14 protein-coding genes and 1 pseudogene are annotated in these 19,464 nt (G+C 34.6%); 14 read left to right on the forward strand and 1 reads right to left on the reverse strand.

Translation table 11 applies throughout. From position 1 onward, the window contains the following. The first annotated feature begins 12 nt into the window (after positions 1–12). From AC4PG5_RS01705 to AC4PG5_RS01750, 10 genes are read left to right on the forward strand one after another with little or no spacing between them, the layout of a single operon-like run. A complete protein-coding gene (locus AC4PG5_RS01705; protein WP_492029744.1) occupies positions 13–219 on the forward strand; it encodes a helix-turn-helix transcriptional regulator in 207 nt (68 codons plus the stop codon). A gap of 8 nt (positions 220–227) precedes the next feature. Further along, positions 228–1,568 carry a DNA phosphorothioation system sulfurtransferase DndC gene (gene dndC, locus AC4PG5_RS01710; RefSeq protein WP_492029745.1) on the forward strand — a complete coding sequence of 447 codons (1,341 nt, stop codon included), beginning with the start codon at positions 228–230 and terminating at the stop codon, positions 1,566–1,568. Positions 1,569–1,572: 4 nt separating this feature from the next. Further along, on the forward strand, positions 1,573–3,744 hold the full coding sequence (locus tag AC4PG5_RS01715) for an AAA family ATPase (RefSeq protein WP_492029746.1): 2,172 nt from the start codon (positions 1,573–1,575) through the stop codon (positions 3,742–3,744). Continuing rightward, a complete protein-coding gene (locus AC4PG5_RS01720) occupies positions 3,728–4,123 on the forward strand; it encodes a DndE family protein (RefSeq protein WP_492029747.1) in 396 nt (131 codons plus the stop codon). Before AC4PG5_RS01715 ends, AC4PG5_RS01720 begins: the two co-directional genes overlap by 17 nt. Next, positions 4,117–6,315, forward strand: coding sequence for a DEAD/DEAH box helicase family protein (locus AC4PG5_RS01725; protein ID WP_492029748.1), 2,199 nt, complete (start codon positions 4,117–4,119; stop codon positions 6,313–6,315). The genes AC4PG5_RS01720 and AC4PG5_RS01725 overlap by 7 nt, the downstream gene beginning before the upstream one ends. A gap of 8 nt (positions 6,316–6,323) precedes the next feature. Then, positions 6,324–6,527, forward strand: a complete 204-nt coding sequence (locus AC4PG5_RS01730; protein WP_321694166.1) for a hypothetical protein — start codon at positions 6,324–6,326, stop codon at positions 6,525–6,527. 11 nt (positions 6,528–6,538) lie between these two features. Then, positions 6,539–8,698 (forward strand): DNA sulfur modification protein DndD, encoded by a 2,160-nt coding sequence (locus tag AC4PG5_RS01735; protein WP_492029749.1) that lies wholly within the window; start codon positions 6,539–6,541, stop codon positions 8,696–8,698. A gap of 7 nt (positions 8,699–8,705) precedes the next feature. Next, entirely contained in the window at positions 8,706–9,152 is a 447-nt protein-coding gene (locus tag AC4PG5_RS01740) for a hypothetical protein (RefSeq protein WP_492029750.1), read from the forward strand. Positions 9,153–9,178: 26 nt separating this feature from the next. Further along, the gene (locus AC4PG5_RS01745; protein WP_492029751.1) at positions 9,179–9,670 is read left to right on the forward strand and encodes a hypothetical protein; all 492 of its coding nucleotides are present in this window, start codon (positions 9,179–9,181) and stop codon (positions 9,668–9,670) included. A gap of 1 nt (position 9,671) precedes the next feature. Then, positions 9,672–10,964, forward strand: a complete 1,293-nt coding sequence (locus AC4PG5_RS01750; protein ID WP_492029752.1) for a DGQHR domain-containing protein — start codon at positions 9,672–9,674, stop codon at positions 10,962–10,964. Positions 10,965–11,058: 94 nt separating this feature from the next. Here the strand turns inward: AC4PG5_RS01750 and AC4PG5_RS01755 are convergent, their stop codons facing one another. Next, positions 11,059–13,608, reverse strand: coding sequence for a type I restriction enzyme HsdR N-terminal domain-containing protein (locus AC4PG5_RS01755; protein ID WP_288210234.1), 2,550 nt, complete (start codon positions 13,606–13,608; stop codon positions 11,059–11,061). Positions 13,609–13,783: 175 nt separating this feature from the next. Between AC4PG5_RS01755 and AC4PG5_RS01760 the strand changes: the two genes are divergently transcribed. The 4 genes and pseudogenes from AC4PG5_RS01760 (at position 13,784) to AC4PG5_RS01775 (ending at position 19,381) form a co-directional block, all read left to right on the forward strand. After that, positions 13,784–15,268 carry a DUF3945 domain-containing protein gene (locus tag AC4PG5_RS01760; protein WP_492029753.1) on the forward strand — a complete coding sequence of 495 codons (1,485 nt, stop codon included), beginning with the start codon at positions 13,784–13,786 and terminating at the stop codon, positions 15,266–15,268. A 95-nt stretch (positions 15,269–15,363) separates the two neighbouring features. Then, a pseudogene (locus tag AC4PG5_RS01765) lies at positions 15,364–17,444 on the forward strand (type IA DNA topoisomerase). 141 nt (positions 17,445–17,585) lie between these two features. Next, positions 17,586–17,828 (forward strand): hypothetical protein, encoded by a 243-nt coding sequence (locus tag AC4PG5_RS01770; RefSeq protein WP_492029754.1) that lies wholly within the window; start codon positions 17,586–17,588, stop codon positions 17,826–17,828. Positions 17,829–18,199: 371 nt separating this feature from the next. Next, entirely contained in the window at positions 18,200–19,381 is a 1,182-nt protein-coding gene (locus AC4PG5_RS01775) for a hypothetical protein (RefSeq protein WP_492029755.1), read from the forward strand. The last annotated feature ends 83 nt before the right edge of the window (positions 19,382–19,464 follow it).

Raw genomic sequence — 19,464 nt, forward strand, 5'->3', positions numbered from 1 at the left:
AGAACAATAAATATGTCTGAAAAAGCAATAAATCGAATAAAAGTTATTCTCGCAGAGAAAAGATTAACTAATAAATGGCTGGCTGCTCAACTGAATAAAACGGAGTCAACTGTCTCTAGGTGGTGCACAAATGAGAAGCAACCAACCATTGAAACATTTGTTGAAATAGCAAATATTCTTGATGTGGATGTGAGGGAGTTGTTAATTCCTACAAAATAGAAATAGAGATGTCAAAAAGATTAGATAGCATTATAGATGAAATTATAGATCAGTACACATATGCTGATCCCTCTCCTAGACCATGGATTATTGGATTTAGTGGAGGAAAAGACTCTACAGCCCTATTAACATTGGTGTGGATGGCTTTACTTAAAATCAGGAATACTTTTCCATACCCCTTCCAGCTGAGACGACATATTTATGTAGTTTGTAATGATACGATGGTAGAGAACCCGATCATAACAGAATATGTATATAACGTTTTGGGACAGATAGAGAAAGCTGCAAAGGAACAAGACTTACCTGTCTTTGTAAGGACAACTCTGCCTCGTATCGAAGATAGTTTTTGGGTAAATGTAATTGGGAAAGGCTACCCTGTTCCAAATAACTCTTTCCGATTTTGTACTGAAAAATTGAAAATAAAGCCAACTTCTAAATTCATATTGGATCAAGTGGACGAAATGGGAGAGGCTATTATTCTAATAGGAACTCGTAGTGCAGAGAGTGCAAATAGAGCGAAGTCTATAAAAAAGCATGAGATAAAAGGTAAGAGATTAACCAAGCACCCATTGCATCCTAATACATATACTTATGCTCCAATAAAAGAGCTTTATTTAGAGGAAGTATGGTATATAATAAATGCGTTTCCTTCACCGTGGGGATTTGACAATAAGATATTGTTTAATATCTATATGGATGCCAGTGCAGATGATTATGAATGCCCTACAGTTGTAACAGATAAGAGTCATAGCTCTTGTGGCCAAAGTAGATTTGGATGTTGGACTTGTACCGTTGTTCCAGAAGATAAATCCATGAGAGGGCTTATCAAAAATGGATTTGACTGGTTACAGCCTTTATTTATTTATCGAAACGAGTTATTGGCTGGAAGAAATATTTCAGAAAATAGAAGAACTGAGCGACGAAATGGACAATGGGCTGTTGATGATACCGGACACAATCAGGGAAACTACACTGACGTATACCGAGCTAACCTGCTTCGTCGTTTATTGGAAACGCAACGAGAAGTCCAAGAAACTAAACCTCACGTAGAATTAATATCCAGTCAAGAACTTATTGCGATCCAAGTAACATGGTATCGTGATGCTATCTTTGATTTTAAAGTAAGTGATATTTATAATCGAGTTTATGGGAGGGATATTTCTGTCGATGATCTAAAATACAGAGAGAAGATTATTTTAGAGAAAGTTTGTCGAGAAAATCCAAATGACTACCGTTTGATCAATGAGCTTTTGTCTCTGCAAAAGAGTAAGATTATACTTATGAATAATTATGGACTTCAAACCGATTTAGAAAACAGGTTGGCTTCATTTATTAAAGAGGGATTATAGCACTATGTATATAGAATCAATCATATTAGAAAATTATAGAATATATAAAGGATTGAACACCATTTCATTCCCTCAGAAAGTCGACAAAAATATATTTGTTGTATCTGGGGATAATGGATTTGGAAAAACAACATTTCTAACATCGTTAGTATGGTGCTTATATGGCAAGCAAATGAGTGATGTTGACGATAAATTTAAAAGAGAAATTGCGGAAAATGGCGGATATAAAAATTACGCAAAATTAGGAATTAATAATTCTCAGAGAAACATAAGTGACTCTTTTGAAATAGATGAAGATGAAAAAGCTATAATATTAAAAAGAGGATATTCTTTACAAGATAGCAAACATATTGAATTTAAAAAAAATAATGAATACTCTGTAACAGTTGTCTTATCTGAGGTCTTAATTCCATCCGTACCATGTAATCAAATTACAATAAAGAGAACTTTCGATTTTTTTAGAGGCGTAGAGTCTGTTGAGATTTTAATTGATGGAAGAGTTAATGAGCTAAGTAAAGATGTTGGAACAGAAATATTTATTAATGATTTCATTTTATCAAAGGACATAGCAAAATTCTTTTTCTTCGATTCTGAGAAAATAGTGTCTTTAGCAGAAATGAAGTCTTCAGAAGACAAAAAAAGACTCAGTATTGCGTATAGTGAGGTTCTTGGAGTAAAGAAGTATGAAGATTTAAAAAGTAATTTGGAAAATCTTAGGATAAAACTCCGTCGTAAATCCTCGGATGTTTCTGATAAAAACAAGTTGAATAAGCTTATAAAGGAAGCAGAAGAACTCCAAAAACTACTCTCCCATCTAATAGAAAAGCAAAATCATACAGATGAAGAAATAGTCAATAAACGTTTAATTTCTGAGCAGTATCAAGAAAAGTTGATTCGAGAAGGGAATTCAATAAGCTTATCAGAACTAAGTGGATTGAAAGCCCTGCGTGATAGTTTGCGAGCAAAAGACTTACAGTTGAAAAATGATTTAAGGGAATTGTTGGACTTAGCGCCATTTGCTATTGCTGGAAAAAAACTTGTTGAGACTTTGACTCAAACTGAATATGAACAAAAACATCTTCTACGTGATAAGAATACTTCCATTATTATGGATAAGTTGAAAGATGTGCAAAATGAATTATTTTATAAAATACGGAAAGCAAACTTGTCCTCTTCCATGAAAGAGGAGTTTGAAAAAATTATCAGTAACACTTTTGAAAACCAATCTGCGGAAGAAAATCTAGAAGATCAGAATGGTAAATTACTTATTGACTTTACTTCTGAAGAGCAAAGCGAATTTCAGAGCATTTATGAGAATATAAAGTATTCTTATAATCAGGTATTTAAGCAATTGGTTAAAGATGAAAAGAACAATAGGTTGTTCTTGAACAAAACAATACGGAAAATAACCCAAGCAGAATCTAATGATGATGACCTTCTTATAAAAGAATTAAGGGTTGAAAAGGCTAAAGTAGAAAAACAAATTGCGGAATTAGAAAAAGATGCTAGAAAAACATCTGAAAACATTGGTGTTTATCAGAAAGAATTGAGTGTTAAATCTAAATTGATCACCGAACTGTCAAAACGAGTAAGTTTAGAGGAAATAGACAAGCAAAAAGATGATTTAGCTGAGCGATTAATTTCTGAACTGAATGAATTTCTATTACAATTAAAGTCTGAGAAAAAAATATCTTTAGAAATAAGCATAAAGCATGAGCTAAATAAACTCATGCATAAATCAGACTTTGTAAATAATGTAAAAGTTGATATTCAGGAGGATTTAATAGATATACACCTTTTCAACAAGGAAGGGCAAGAAATAAATAAAGAGACACTATCAAAAGGTGAACAACAACTTTATGCTACTGGTATATTAAAAGCATTAGTAGATGAATCTGAAATCAATTTTCCAATTTTCATTGATAGCCCTCTTCAAAAATTTGATAAAGAGCATTCTAAAAAGATTATTGCTGAATTTTATCCGAATATATCGGAGCAAGTTGTTCTATTTCCTCTGCTTGGAAAAGAACTTTCGGAAGAAGAATATGAACAATTATTGCCTTTTGTAAATAAATCATATATTATAAGGAATAACAATCAAAACTCTTGGTTTGAAGATGCCTCTCCTAAAGAGTTATTTAACAAAGTAAAAGAAGGTTATGTTCACTCATATTAAGACATCTAAAGAAAATCGAATTCTAGTTGCAGAATTGACTAGAAAACTAAATTTAGGCACGGAAAATATTGTTGCTCGAATCGCATTTACATATTCATTGTCTAAAGATAAGCGTTTTAATATTTTAGACATAAAAGATTCAGGCGGTAAAGAGTATAGTAAGAATGTGCTTTTTGGTAATTATTATTCATATTATAGAGCATTGCTTTGTTCCCATTATGGGCTTTATAAAACAGATAAAGATTTGGCAAAGTATTTTAAAATGCATATAGATGATGGATTAGAAATAATTGCCAAAGAATTGGAAGATAATCCAAATCTCAACGGCTTTGATTATTTGATTGATAAAATAGAAATTGGACTTGGGGAAATATGTTGAAAAAAGTAGATTTTGACGTTGTTTATGTCTCAGGAGAAAATGAACCTGTGGAGTTCTTTTTTGATGCTCTTCTCGAAAGTCAGTCCTTTGATTTGGGATTAGGATTTTTTTGTTCTAGTGCAATTAGGGCACTAGCTCCGGGCTTTGCATATTTCATCGCAAATGGAGGGAAAGTGAGAATCTTAATAAACGACCAATTAACAGTAGAAGATAAGAATGCTATAGAAGCTGGATTAAATGTTGATGTTGAGAAATACGAGAAAAATATCTTAGCGAATGTAAAAGAACTATCCAATTTGCTTTCTGAGGAAAATGAATTATTTTTTAATTGTCTGTCGTATCTGATTGCAACTAAGAGAATTGAATTTGTTGCAACAATTTCAACAAAAGGAGGCATGGCTCATGATAAATTTGGAATTTTCATAGATAAGGCTGGAGATAAAGTTGGTTTTACTGGATCTGCAAATTTCTCGATGAGCGCATTGTATTATAATGGTGAGTCTATTAGTTGTTTTACTTCATGGTCAGGAAGCACTGATTCAAAAAGAATTGAACGATATACAAATTTGTTTGAAGAAGCATGGGTTGGTGATTCATCTCATGTTTTGCATATTCCAATAAATAGGGTAAAAACATATATTAAGAAAAAATATCCCACTAAATTATTAAAAGATATCTTAAAAGATAGCAGTTCTTTACGAGAAATAGAAACTGAAAATAGATATAATTTATCTGAGCAAATTCTTGAAAAATTAGAAAAAATAGAAACCGAACCACGTTTCCCATTTCCAGAAGAAAGAGATATTCAAAAAAAAGCGTATAAAAAATGGATTGAGAATAATAGACAGGGTCTTTTTGCGATGGCTACAGGTTCCGGAAAAACGGTAACTGCTCTTAATTGTGTATTAAAGCAATTTAAAGAGACGAATTTTTATAAAGTTATAATTGTTGTTCCAACACAAGCTCTTGCTATACAGTGGGAAAATGAAGCTAAATCTTTTAATTTTCAAAACATAATATCAACCCATACCGAAAAGGATTGGAAAAGTATTTTAAGCCGCTATACAACACGAAGTATTCTTGACAAGAAAAAGAACTTAGTACTGATAACCACTTATGCAACTTTCAACAGAAAGGACATTCAGTCCTTTATAAAGAACACTCAAGGTATGGATAGTTTTATCTATATTGCCGATGAAGCGCATAATATTGGTTCTATTAATTCGTTGAAGCATTTGCCCGAAAATATTCAATACCGGATAGGATTATCTGCTACTCCAGAACGAATATATGACGATATGGGGTCTGAAAAACTCTATCAGTTTTTTAACTCAAGACCTCCCCAATACACATATCGTTATACAATGAAAGAAGCAATCGATGATGAAATTCTTTGTCATTATGATTATTATCCTGTTTTTGTGGAACTTACACAAGACGAAATGGATGAATATCAAAAAATTACAGCTCAATTGCGTAAGTTTATTGATCCGAATACAGGGAAATATAAAAAAGAAGCTGAGATGTTACTCTTAAAGCGGAAAAGGGTTATTCACAAAGCAAATAATAAAAAAGATGCAATATCAAGTTTGTTGAATGACTTAAAACAAAAACAAAAACTGGATTATACTTTTGTATTTGTCCCAGAAGGATATGAACCTGATTATTCAGAACAAGAAACATATGATATTGATAATAATGATATTCATATTATTGATGAGTATGCTCAAATGTTTAGAGAACAAGGATATAGTTACCATAAGTACATAAGCGGAATTGAAGATGCTCCCAGTATATTACAAGGGTTTGCTAATGGAGACATAAAAATTCTTCTTTCAATGAAGTGTCTTGATGAAGGAGTCGATATACCTAGGGCAGAACATGCTATATTTTGTTCAAGTACAGGTAATCCTCGACAATTTGTTCAGAGACGAGGGCGTGTATTAAGGAAGAGCGAAGAAAAAACAAGAGCTAAAATCTGGGATCTAATAGTTACTCCTCCTAACTTGTCCGATGATCCTAAAGATCTCGAACGCAATATGTTTATGAGTGAAGTGAAACGAATTGTAAATTTCGCAGCACTCGCCGATAATCAGATTGATATATTGTATGGAGATTTGAAAAATATATGCGAGCAATTAAGAATTAATGTTTTTGAAATGCTCGATCAAGAATACAAACAATATAATTAGAAAAATATATGGCAATACAAGACGAAATGTACAAACTGATTGAACAAGAGATAAATCAAACAGTAGAAGCCGGAAAAGAGAAGGTTATTGTGGATTATGAAAAGGCTAAAAATGTTGCACAAATGCTGACAGATCTTTCTACAGACATTAACGATGCCGATTCGTTAACAAATCAATATATTGCTCAAATTAAGATTATTTGTAATCCATAAAATTGTTAATTATGATTATAAAAAATATATCTATTGAGAATTTTCAATCCTACTATAACGCCCAAACATTAGAATTTTCAAAGGGTCTAAATCTAGTTATAGGGAATGGAGGAAAAGGAAAGTCGAAGTTGTTCAATGCTTTTTACTGGGTCTTGTTTGGTAAAATATATTTGACTGATATTGGATGGTGTTCTACGGATAAGCTACCTAGTTCTGCTAAGTTTTCAATGAAGCGACATGAATTTATTTGTCGAAAAGCTCTTTTTGATGCAAAAAAAGGAGATAAAGTCAAAACCATGGTTCGTATTGAATTAGAAGATGATAAAGGGCTTTTTTATGAAATTGAACGTTCTGTCATTGCAGAACGTCAAGATTGTGACGACTGGCAATCTGATAATGCGTGGGATGTATCAAATAACATTTTGAAAGTTTCGCATGATTCGGTTAATGGTACTCTAATAAAAACGGATATACTAGCATCAGATAAAATAGACGAACTATTTCCAGAGGGTATTAGAAACTATATTTGGTTTCAAGGTGAATCATTAGACAAGTTAATCAATTTTCGAAATAGAGAAACTTTAAAAGCTGCGGTAAAGCATATTTCTTACTTCCCCTATTATGAAAAACTTTCTGAAATAATAAGTAAGTCAAAAGCTAAAATAGAAAAATTAGAATCAAGTAGAATTAGAGAGGCTAATAAGCACAATACAAATGTAAGAGGATTATTAACTACTATTGAAAAATGTAGAACTAGTATTAGCAGAGAAGAAGAGACGAAATTATTACATGAAACGAATATAAGTAAAATTCAAATTGCTCTTGCTGAAGATGAGGGTAAGATGTCTGGACTAGCAAGCTTTTCAACTCTTATTAGCAAATATAAAAATTGTGAAAACGAAATAGAAAAACTGAATAATGAAATATTTAAGATAGATTCTTTTCAGAGAGAGCAATTGCCTAAATTATGGATAATAAGAGGCATTGATCCAATGATAAAACAATGTGAAATTATTATTGAAAATCACAAAGAAGAACAGAATACTGTTCCTGAGAAAAAATATCTCGATAATCCCAGCCGCTCAAAACTAGAAGAAATAGTACGAGATAAAAAGTGCTATGTATGTGGTTCTGATGTTTTGGCAGGATCTACATCGCATAACTGGATCATAAATAGGCTTAAAGAGCAGGAGGAATATCTGCGAGAAATGGAAGATTATACAAACAATATGGAATTTTCAAAACAGTTTGAAAGATTCATTGGTAAAATTCAGGATTACCCAAGCTCTTTGCTTATTTCTCTTTCTTCAATAGATAAGCAATGGAAGGATAGTGAAGAAAAAATGGAGAAATATATGGCATTAAGACGTAAAAAAAATGATGAAAAGAAAAAACTTGACGACCAAATTGAAGATGTAAAAAGAAAATATGGAGTTGATCCTGTTAAACAAGCAGAAACTGCAGGTATAGTTGAGGGAACAATTAGGGCTTCTCGCTCTAACCTTGAAAGAGAGCAACGAAAATTAAATCAATCAATAGAGTTATTATCGCAATACAAAGCGGAATTAAAGACTGCTGAAAAAGATCTTGAAAAGGCAGGAAAGAAAGATGGTCATATTTCTGTGTCTGAAACTGAATGGAAAAATATTTCTATTTTCTTGGAGGATATTTGCAGAAGGGTGCAAGAAAATGCAAGAAAAGACTTACTGCGCAAAATAGAAACTCGTGCTAACGAATTCTATGTAAAATTCACGCAACATGATAATGGCTATAAGGGTAGTGTAAAAATCGGAGAGGATTATTCTATTGAGTTTGATGCTGGTTTGAATACAAGTCATGAAGATCGAAAGAAAATGAGTATTATAAATGCTTTACTTTCACTTAATCAAGAGGCTATTGGCACATTTTACCCGTTCATAAGTGATGCTCCAACTTCTAGTTTCGACTTTGATACTACTCACAAATATTTACTGGGAATTAAGGATATTTTTGGTCAATCAATAATTATGACGAAAGACGTTGATGTAAATAGTGATAATTATCAAGATCTATCAACTCAAAAAAATGTCTCTCAAATTTTCTTGCTTGAAAGCAAACTATACTGTGAAGGAGGAAATGAACCAGAGCTTCATGAAGTCTCTACAGTTGTTACACCTCTAAGAAAAATATAATTTGATTATGGAAAATATATTTGAAATAAAGTTTTCGTTTGAGCAAAAAGTAAAAGATGACGTTATTGTCAAGTTCGCCAACAAACAAGGAGGTGATTTTAATGTCTTTTCATACCATTGGCAATGTTTTGCATGGGCTGCAGTAATTGGTTTTTTTTACTGTAAACCAAAACCACTGCAATCACCGTTGGCAGACAAGCCTTTCAGCTTGAACACTATGTGGAATAATGATGGAGAAAAAGATGCTCAAGCTCTTTTATGTATGTGTATAGCAAAAGCTGGTTCTTTAGATATTCTTAAAGATCCGCAAAAGGCGATCGAATTAATAAATGAGTATGCCAATGCAGGCTTTTATTATATACTCAAAATGACGGAAAATGGAGAGAATACTTTTAATGACCTTGAGAAGGTTAAACAGGAGATTTTTTCTAGAGAGATAATAGAGCAGCATTAATAACTTAAAACTAGTATACTATACTTATGAGAACACAATACGATGAATTATGTGAATTCATAAAGTCGCGCAGAGTTGGTTTTAAAGAATACCCATTTTTTTATATTTACTTTATTGTAATTGTAATCGGAATTGGTGGATTTAGTATTTGGTCAGCATTATATATCGAGAGTATTGGTGATTTGTTTAGCCATAAAAATATTAATTTAGCTCTGATGGGATTTTCTCTACCAATAACAGCAACCTTGGCTATTGATATCTTTAAAATTGATGCTGAGCAGTTTATAAAAAATATATTTCAAGTATTGTCGACAGCTATTCCTATATTTCTAGTAATTCTCTTTATTATTTCTATAAAATCTCCGTGGGCATATCTTTTTTCATGTTTAAATATTGTGTTTTCGTTATCTTTTTGGTGGATAATAAACTCAAAGAATCCAAATCTATGTGATGATAGCTTTTATAAAAAGAACAAACGAGATGAGGAGAAATTAGCTAATGAATTAAATAAATTGTAATATGGGACTAATTTTAAATACTAAAAAAATTGCTCAAAATAACCAAGAATATCTTTTAGGTATATTCAGAATTTCGGATGTGTTAAAGTTTACCCGGTATACAGAATATACTATTTTAGGGTTTGATGAGGAGAATAAGCCGATTACCAATAATCAGGTACAAAGACGGCTTGATAAGAAAAAAGTCGAATCTATCTCGAATTTTCTTATAAATGATCCTCAAGCAATGTTCCCAACTAATATTGTTATAGCCATTCCAAATCATGCGATTAGCTCGTATGAGGAATCGGATAATAATGAAATAATTATAGAATTAGCAGATACGGTTGAAGCAGAAATAGAAAGGATTGATAAAGGTGAAGATGGGGATATTTATCTTTCAGTCATTGACGGACAGCATAGAGTTAAGGGAATACAAATAGCATTGGAGAAACTTACCAATCTAATTGAAAATTATGATGAAGAGGTTTCTGATGGTAATGATGGCTTGACCGACTTAGAAGAAAAGCTAGAAAATCTTCGAAATTTTGAATTATCAGTGGCTTTTTTTATTGACCCAGTGTTAGAGTATCAAGCAATGATATTTTCCACAATAAATAGAACTCAAACTAGAGTTAATCAGGATCTTGTTTATAGTTTGTTTGGACTAACAGAAGATGATTCTCCTCAGAAAACAGCATTAAATATTGTCAATGTTTTGAATGGTACAAAAAAATCTCCTTTTTATAAGAGGATACGTTTGGCGGGCTCAAATTCAAAGGCAGGAAAAGAGTTTTATGCTGATGGATATCCAATTTTATCACAGGCGACTATGGTGAAGTCAATCCTATATATGATTACAAAAGACAGCAGAGAAGCAGAAGTAGAAAGAAATAAGCCTAGGAAGTATTTTAAAAAACATCCAAATGACGACTTGTTTTTCAGAAAATATTATGCAGAAGACAATGATTCTGTGGTGATGAAAATTATGTTTTATTTCTTTTCTGCAGTTCAGGATGTTTTTATTGACAGTGACGGTAATTCTTTTTGGGATATAAGGAGTAACAAAAATAAACCAACTAATATTATTCAAACGACAATTGGATATGAGGCGTTATTGGATGTTTTAAAAAGAATATTGTCTGAAGAAAAAAGCGAAGATAGGCTTCTTGATAAAAATACATATATAGGCTATCTGATTAAGGCTAATGGAATTGATATATTAGACAATAATGATCCTAAAAAATTCCCATTTACAAATAGATCTAAAAAACTATTCTATGATGAAATGGAAAGGTTGATCTGGGGAGTGTAATCACCTTTTGAATTAGCATAAAACGGGGCTATTTCTTTGCGGAAATAGTTTTGTTTTTTCTGCTTTGTTATTATATATGATGTAAAGTTATAAGCTAAATTGTGCCCTCAAAATCTAACTTTAATTGATTTGGATCATTCTCAGGAGGTTTGGGGAGATATTGATCGTCTTCAGTTAAATACTCGGATAAATCATTAAGAAGATATAGTATTCGGGTATATAATTCAGGATGGTTATGCAAAATTTTTAGAGTGGGACGCCATAAGTTTTTTTGGCGATAATATTCTTCAAAAACCCAATGGTCACCTTTTTCTGCTTCATCTAACGCACCGGGACACATCCCGCCGTAATACATTTCGCTAAGTTCTGCTAAAATTGCACAACAAGAATCTTCTAATATTATATCAAAGCATGAGAAATTGTTCTGCTCGTAATATTGATTGTAAAAAGGTAGTCTCTCTAGCATGAACATAGAGTAAGCATAAGTTAAATAACTAGCAGCATTACTGGCAACATCAAAGTCTTCATCTAAAATGAGTTTATCAAAATATTCGATATCAAGTGTCGTGATTCTTTCGTCAGAACAATACCCTTTAAAATTATCTACTCCGTAATATTGACAAACTAAAGATTCTTCAATGCCAAGTTCTTCTCCCCTATTATCATATTTCACAAGTAATCTCATCCATAATTTATACTTTTCTTTTTCTCTCTCTTCATCAATGCTTCTTAATAGTGCATAAATTAGAATTGATAACAAATTGAATGATTCATCTTGGTTGAAGTTGATAGAAATAAGTTTAATGATATATTCCTCTAACCAATCGTAAGAATAATCTTCGTTTAAATTGACTTGAGTTAGAATTGCATCTGCAAATATTTTTATAATAACCTTATTATCGGTTATTTCTGGAACTAGCAACTTGAACGTTTTCTTTAATATTAATGAATACTCGGGACAGCTAAAAAACCAGTGCAAAGCATCTTGTCCATCCTCTGTCTTAATGATATACTGTAACTCATTAAGAATTAGATTTTCACTTTTGTTCACAAGCTCTTCGTGAAGTTTCCGATTTATAATCGCTATTGAATAATTTTTTTCATAGCTATAATAAAAGTCAATTCCCGGAATTTCTTTTTTATCCACATATATAAAGAGCCCACTCTCAATCCACCGGGAAAACTCCTTCTCAGATTGAAGTCTCGACGGTAATTCCATACAACAGAATGGTGTACCTTTTTCAATGGTTATATTAGCTATTTCATTTAAAGTGGTAAACAGATCTATTTCTTTGATGCCTTTCATTGCAGCCTTTCTAATTAATCCCATTTTAAGCAACAAGGTTCTCGTCGCAAATGATGGAACTAATTTATTAGCATACACTTCAGCCGCTAAACGTAAATAAAATGGATTGTTAAACACATTACTATCAGCTGTAAATTTAGTGTTATATGCTCGTTCATGTAATTTCTTTCCTTTTCTTAATTCATCGTTATTAAATTCTCCAATCTGTACAATACTTAAATCTTTAGTATTCTCTAATGGAAGCGAAGTGAGTTTTTGAATTGCTGCAGAATTAAGCTTTAATTCTTCTGCGACAAAAGTTATATTTGCCGCTTCGTCTTGCAGTAGTCTGCTTACGGAAGGAGATGTAGTACTTAAAACAAGCTTGATATTATCGTATTTAAGACGTTGACATTCATCATTAATGACTAATGCATGTTCTAGCATTTCGTTCCATCCGTCAATAAAAATAATAATCTCCTTTCCTGTTTGCTGTGTTATGCGACGAAGCTTACTAATAATTTGAAAAGGACTTATTTGATTACCAAAAAACCATTCAAAATCCTCTTGAATTTCATTTAATAGCCCTTTTTTTAGACTTATTGCTGGATAAAATAAGGCAGGAATTTCTTTTTTTATATAAGACTCAATGGTGTTACACATAAAACAGGTTTTACCATGCTGAGGAGATCCAACGACTAATACAAATTGATTGGGTTTATTCTCATCGTCCCCCAATAATTTTTTATCTAATTCTTTTCTTGCGTTAAGTCTTTTTACATGTAGTTTCGGAATATATTTTTTCCCACTAAAAACATCATCCCCTTTAAGTAATGCCATCCTGTACTCCACCTGAGCCTTACAGAAAGTCAATAGATTCTCTGGCGAAATAGAAATAAGATATTCCAATGCTTCGGCTTTTGCTGAAAGAGAATCACCAGATACACAGAAGCCATTTTTAACGTATGGATGATTGACAGGTACTGTTTCTCCCGAAATTTCATAACCAGTAACCGAATCATAAATAATCACATTATTCCCATTGGTTAAAATAGTAAAAGGAGCGATACCACCTTCTGCTAAAGATCTTGCATAGGATAAAGCTTGTTTTTTATCTTGTTCATCTAAAGGATGATCTGGTCGTTTTACTTCAACAATCAAAAGATTTAAACCATTTGTGCTCTTTACCAAAACATCTGCTCTTGAATTTATAGTTTTGATTCCTTTCCCTATACGAATATTTATTGAGTATTCTATCCATATATCAGCCGTACTAAAGCCACAATCTTTAAGCCATTGGTAAACGACTTTTGTTCTGATATCATCTTCAGATAGAAGTAGAGAATTATTGCAAGACATACAAGTATATTTAAAAACGCACCGACAAAGATACTACTCTTATTCCATTTGAAGGCAGATATTTACGTCAAATAAAGCCAACCTACGACTCCTAACGCCACGTTCCTATATGTAAACTATTTCATCCTTACTTTTAATTCGATAAGTTTTTTATTCACCATTAAAAATTAAAGTTATGGATGTAAATTCAAACAACAAGTCCGGCTATGATGAACAGATGATGGACATTCTTCTTGTCTTTGACAAGGAAAAGAAAACGATTAATGCCGTAAAGGGTATTGATGAAAACGGGGAACTGCAAACCGTTCCGCCGAAGCAGGAACATAATAACGATTTCCTGAAAGTGGATAAGCAGGGTAACGCACTTGAAAATTTCTTGAAGAACTTTTTCAACCAGCTAAAAGACCCGACCCGTTTCAGTTTCTTCAAAATAGCACCCGAAGATACCGAACGGACAGTAAAAATCATTCAGGAGAATATCAAGAACCCGACACCTGCTGCCGATGAAATGCTTGATAAAATCCGTATCGAGCCTAAAGACCTGAAAGTGGAAAATCCGAAAGAATCCACAACACAGGAACAGAAGCCCGATACAAATAAGTATTTCATTGACCCTAACAAAATCAACTGGGACGACCTGAAAAATCTGGGTATCACCAAAGAACAGCTTGAAAAATCAAAGGCTTTGGAACCTATGTTGCAGGGATATAAGTCGCCTTCTACCTTTCCGATTGAAGCCAACTTCGGGTCAATGGTAATGAAAACGGATGCCCGTCTTTCGTTCCGTCCGGACAGTGAAGGGAATGTGGTATTGGCTATTCATGGCATCCGTAAAGAACCGGAACTTGACCGTCCGTTTTTTGGACACCAGTTTACGGATGAAGACAAAAAGAATCTTCGGGAAACCGGAAACATGGGTCGGATTGTTGATGTAAAAAACTACCGTACAGGCGAACTTATACCTTCTTTTATCAGTATCGACAAACAGACCAATGAACTGGTATCCATGAAGGCTTCGTCCCTCAAACTCCCTGATGAAATAAAAGGCGTTAAGCTGGATGAAAAACAAAAAGCTGACCTGATGGAAGGTAAAGCGGTATTCCTTGAAAATATGATTTCCGCCAAGAATAAGCCGTTCTCTGCCTTCGTTCAGGTTAATGCGGAGAAACGCAGCCTTGAATTTATCTTTCCCGAAAAAGAGCAAAAACAAACCCAACAACAGGGACAACAGCAGAGGAACGACCAGCCAGAAGGGGTGCGTATTCCCAAATCCCTTGCAGGAGTGGAATTATCCGATAAACAGCAGGCTGATTTGCGGGCAGATAAAACCATCTATGTAAAAGGGCTGAAAGATAAAGAAGGTCAGGAATATAACGCCTATGTAAAGGTAAACCATGAAAAAGGAAAACTGGATTTCTACAAATTCAATCCTGATAAAGTGAAAGAGAAAGCCAAAGAAATAACCCCTGCCAACGAACATAAAACACAAGTAGCGGTCAATTCCGAAGGCAAAACGAACGAAGCGACCAAGCATACGAAAGAACCTTTGAAGCCCGGACAAGCTACACCTACCGGGGAACAGAAGAAAAAGCGGGAAGAAAAGAAAGAAGAACAGAAGCCCGACAAACCTAAAAAGTCGCAAGGTCGCAAAATGAAATAATTATTAACCACAAAAGCCGTGTAAACGAGCGCAGAGCCAAACTTGTTTGAGCTATGCCGAGTGCAGCCGGATTTATCTAAAAATCCAATTATATAATGATAGCAGTAATAGCAGAAAAACCCAGTGTGGCAAGAGATATAGCCACCGTACTGGGTGCAACAAAAAAGAATGACAGGAACATTTCAGGTAACGGATACATCGTTACCTGGGCGTTCGGTCATTTGGTAGGACTTGCCATGCCTGATGCCTACGGAATCGAAAACTTCAGTCGGGAAAATTTACCCATACTACCGCAGTCGTTCCGGCTTATTCCCCGTCAGGTAAAAACCGACAAAGGATATAAGCCCGATAGCGGAACGGTTAAGCAACTCAAAGTTATCAAAGAAGTATTCGACCAGTGCGATAAAATTATCGTTGCTACTGATGCCGGAAGGGAAGGTGAATTGATATTCAGGTACATCTACCAATATCTTGAGTGCCGGAAACCTTTTGTCTGCTTATGGATAAGTAGCCTGACGGATAAAGCCATCCGGGAAGGATTGCAGAATCTCAAGGACGGGACAATGTACGATAACCTTTTCCGGTCGGCAAAGGCAAGAAGCGAAGCAGATTGGCTTATCGGTATTAATGCTTCCCAAGCGTTAAGTATAGCTGCCGGACGGGGGCGTATTCTTTGGGACGGGTACAGACACCCACGCTGGCGATGATATGTTCCCGTTATCTTGAGAACAAGAACTTCGTTCCACAGAAGTATTGGCAACTGAAATTACAAACCGGGAAAGATAGCATCGAATTTTCAGCCCTTTCAGAAGAAAAATTCGATAGCCAGCAACCTACCATCGACAAGCTGCAAACAGTAAAGGATAGCGGTCAGGTGCAGGTTAAATCAGTAGAATGTAAGGAAGTGAACCAAGAACCACCGCTTTTGTATGACCTTACCTCCTTGCAGAAGGGAGCCAATACAAAACTTAATTTCTCCGCAGATAAAACGCTGTCTATTGCACAAAAACTGTATGAAGGCAAGCTGATTTCATACCCCCGAACCGGAAGCCGTTATATATCACAGGACGTTTTCTATGAAATACCGGAACGTATTTCCCTGCTGGATACTTACGACCGGTTTGCCGGCTACGCAAAATCAATGAAAGGTAGTAATCTGAACCGTCGAACAGTGGATGATAAAAAAGTTACAGACCATCACGCATTGATTATAACCGAGAATAAGCCCGGCAGTTTACAGGCGGATGAACAAGCAATATACGAACTGGTTGCCGGAAGGATGCTGGAAGCTTTTTCGCAAAAGTGTGTCAAGGAAGTTACTTCAATTTCTCTCACCAGTGGCGACAGTATTTTTGCAGTGAAAGGAACAGTAATAAAGTCTGTCGGATGGCGGGCTGTTTTCAACACCCAAGAAGAAGGCGAAAAAAATACCGTTTTGCCAGCATTAAAAGAAGGTGATAATTTAGCTCTCTCCGATATTGAGTTGCTGGAAAAGCAGACTAAGCCCAAACCGTTGCATACGGAAAGTTTGTTGCTATCGGCTATGGAGAACGCAGGGAAAGAACTGGAAGATGTCGAACTGAAAGCCAGCATGAAGGATTCCGGTATCGGTACGCCAGCGACACGGGCAGCGATTATCGAAACTCTCTTTACTCGTCAATATATTGTCAGGGAGAAGAAAGCCCTTGTGCCGACTGAAAAGGGACTGGCGGTTTACGATATAGTCCGGGACAAGAAAATCGCAGACGTGGAAATGACAGGGATGTGGGAAAATGCCCTTTCCAAAATAGAAAGCGGGGAAATGAATCCCGATACTTTCCATAAAAGTACCGAAGTTTATGCTTCACAAATAACCAGCGAACTGTTAGGAATGCAGCTCACCTTAAAAACGCAGCTGGATTTAATCTGTCCGAAATGCGAAACAGGTAAAATTATGCTGTATCCGAAAGTTGCCAAATGTGATAATACCGATTGTGGGCTAATCGTTTTCAGGAATAAAAGCGATAAGCAGCTATCCGACAAACAGGTTATGGAACTGGTAACAGCCAAGAAAACCGGATTAATAAAAGGCTTCAAGAGTAAAGCCAGGAAGTCTTTCGATGCTTCACTGGCTTTTGACGACCAGTTCAATGTTGTATTCGTTTTCCCTGAAAAGAAAGGGAAATCAAGGAAATAATCTGAAATTCCGTATCTTTACCACAGAAAATTCCATTATGAATAGATTTTATGCTATCCGTAATTGAGGATTTTTGTGGTTAGCACCCGGTGGGGACGCCGGGTGCTTTTCGTAAAAGCTATTTATGTAGAATAATAGACAATGAGTACAGATGTAAAAAACAAAATTATAGTTCCGAAAGACTTGCATGGTTCTAAATTGCTATGCTTTCTTCATCCTAATAGATTTGAGACTGAGGATAAAAAACAAGCTGTTGAATTATTACATAAAATTTGCATGACAAATCTGACGGATTTCCACAAGTCAAATCAAATTAAAGATTTAATCCTAACAGAGGAAGAACGGACATCGATTCAGAGCCAAAATTTAGTCATTGGAAATTAAGTCTTTACAAAGTGCTGAATTAAAAACTTTTCCGGCTATCTTTGTGACTGAGAGACAATAGGGCTAAAGAGCCCAAGGTACTGATTTTCAGTATAATGTTCTCTCATGTTTATTATGTTTAAAATGCCCGGTTGATCGTTATTTTCCGGGCTTTTGCTTATCCAAAATTACCATTTAATTATCTGATTTCCAAATAATTATTCGTTTTTATCATCACTATTTCATAGAGAGAACCAAGTAAAAAGCTGACGGCCCATGAAAAGGGCAAAATTCTGTCTTACCAGATTCAAAAAACTATCAACCAACGCTTTCCGCATATTTATAGGCTCATCGACAATTTTGATGATGACAGGAAGCGATTAACTTACTCTATGGGAGAAATAGTAATGGCCGGATTGTTTATGTACATATTTAAGGAGACCTCGCGTAATGCGTACACAAACGATAGAAGCGATGCTGTTTTTACCAAGAATTATTACCGTCAATTCAAGAAACGATTGCCGCATCCAGATACTATCGATAGGGTTATGCGGAAATTACCTCCGGATATAATTGAAGAACTTAAAATGCAATTGGTTAGTAACCTGTTTGACCAGAAAGTTCTGCGCAAATACCGCTTTAAGAACAAGTATTATTTTGTGGCCGTAGATGCTACCGGTATCCATTCGTTCGACCATAAGCATTGCGATAAATGTTTGACCAAAACATCAAAAAACGGAGTGACAACATGGTTTCATTATGTACTTGAGGCTAAGATAATAACATCGTCAGGACTGGCTATATCGCTGGCATCAGAATTTATAGAAAATGATCCTGAGCGAAATTTCGATAAGCAGGATTGTGAACTGAAGGCCTTTGTGCGACTGGCCCAAAAGATAAAAAAACGATTTCCGCGCCTTCCCATCTGTATTCTTGCCGATGGACTTTATCCCAATCAAACTGTTTTTAATATATGTCATTCTAATAAGTGGTTGTTTATCATTACATTAAAAGATGATTCATTAGATAGTTTTCAGGAAGAGGTCGAACTGTTAAATGGTTGCAAAAAAAGCACTGACATAGCTCGTAGAAACAAAACCCATAACATAACACTGTTCTGTAAGTATATAAATAGCATTGATTATAAGGATGTTAACTATTCATGGGTTTCATGCGAAGAGATAAAAACCAACATTGAAACAAAAGAAAAGGCCCACCAACAGTTTATATATATAACCAACATTGAACAGACATCTGAAAACGTCATTCATACCATAGACGCTGGAAGGATGCGCTGGAAGATTGAAAATGAGGGGTTTAATACTCAAAAGAACCAGGGGTATGCAATGGAACACAAATATTCAAGAGTGTCTTATACTGCAATGCAAAATTATTATCACTTGATGCAGATAGCTCACATGGTAAATCAATTTACTGAACATACAGAGTTAATTACCAGTCTGTTGCACGAACACTCAAAACAAACTATAAAGGCATTATGGAAAGATTTAATCTCATTCTTAAAAAGCTTACCATGCAACTACGAGCAACTATACAACTTCCTGTCAAGTTGAAAAGTAAATAAACGGCCTGAAAACCGTAATGGAAATGTCCCTTTCCTGAAGTAGGGATTAAAAAAATAAAAACAAGAAGGAGG

It is taken from the genome of Bacteroides sp. QWL-09, from assembly GCF_058683585.1.